Here is a 517-nt window from a genome sequence, read left to right as displayed (position 1 = left end):
CGCCGGGGTCGAGCTGGCGGAGCGTCCCGGCCGCGGCGTTGCGCGGGTTCGCGAACGGCTCCTCGCCGCGCTCGATCAGCTCGTCGTTGTACGCCTCGAAGGCGTCCCTCGGCATGTACACCTCGCCGCGCACCGCGAGCCGGTCGGGATGATCGTCGCCGCGCAGGCGGCCGGGGACCGAGCCGATCGTCCGGACCTGCTCGGTGACGTCGTCGCCCTCGCGGCCGTCACCGCGGGTCGCCGCGCGGACGTACTCGCCGTCCTCGTACACCACTTCGATCGAGAGGCCGTCGAACTTCGGCTCGCAGACGTACGCGAGGTCGACCGGGTCGAACTCGGGGAGGTCGCCTGACTCGGCCGCGTCGGCCAGCCCCTCGCGGACGCGCTCGTCGAACTCGCGGACTGCGTCCGCGTCGGTGTCGTTGTCGATAGAGAGCATCGGCGCGACGTGCTCGACCGTCTCCAGCGCGTCGATGGGCTCGCCGCCGACCCGGCGAGTCGGCGAGCCCTCGGTCGG

The 517-nt window shown here is 73.1% G+C and carries 1 pseudogene; it reads right to left on the bottom strand.

The features are described 5' to 3' along the window. Positions 1-517: pseudogene (gene ligA, locus DVK07_RS21110) on the bottom strand (NAD-dependent DNA ligase LigA); the annotation flags it as partial.

Source organism: Halorubrum sp. Atlit-26R (genome assembly GCF_003666015.1).
In the GTDB taxonomy this organism is placed as follows: Archaea; Halobacteriota; Halobacteria; order Halobacteriales; family Haloferacaceae; genus Halorubrum.
Note: the sequence above shows the minus strand (reverse complement) of the source record. Positions and strands in the feature narration are given on the sequence as shown.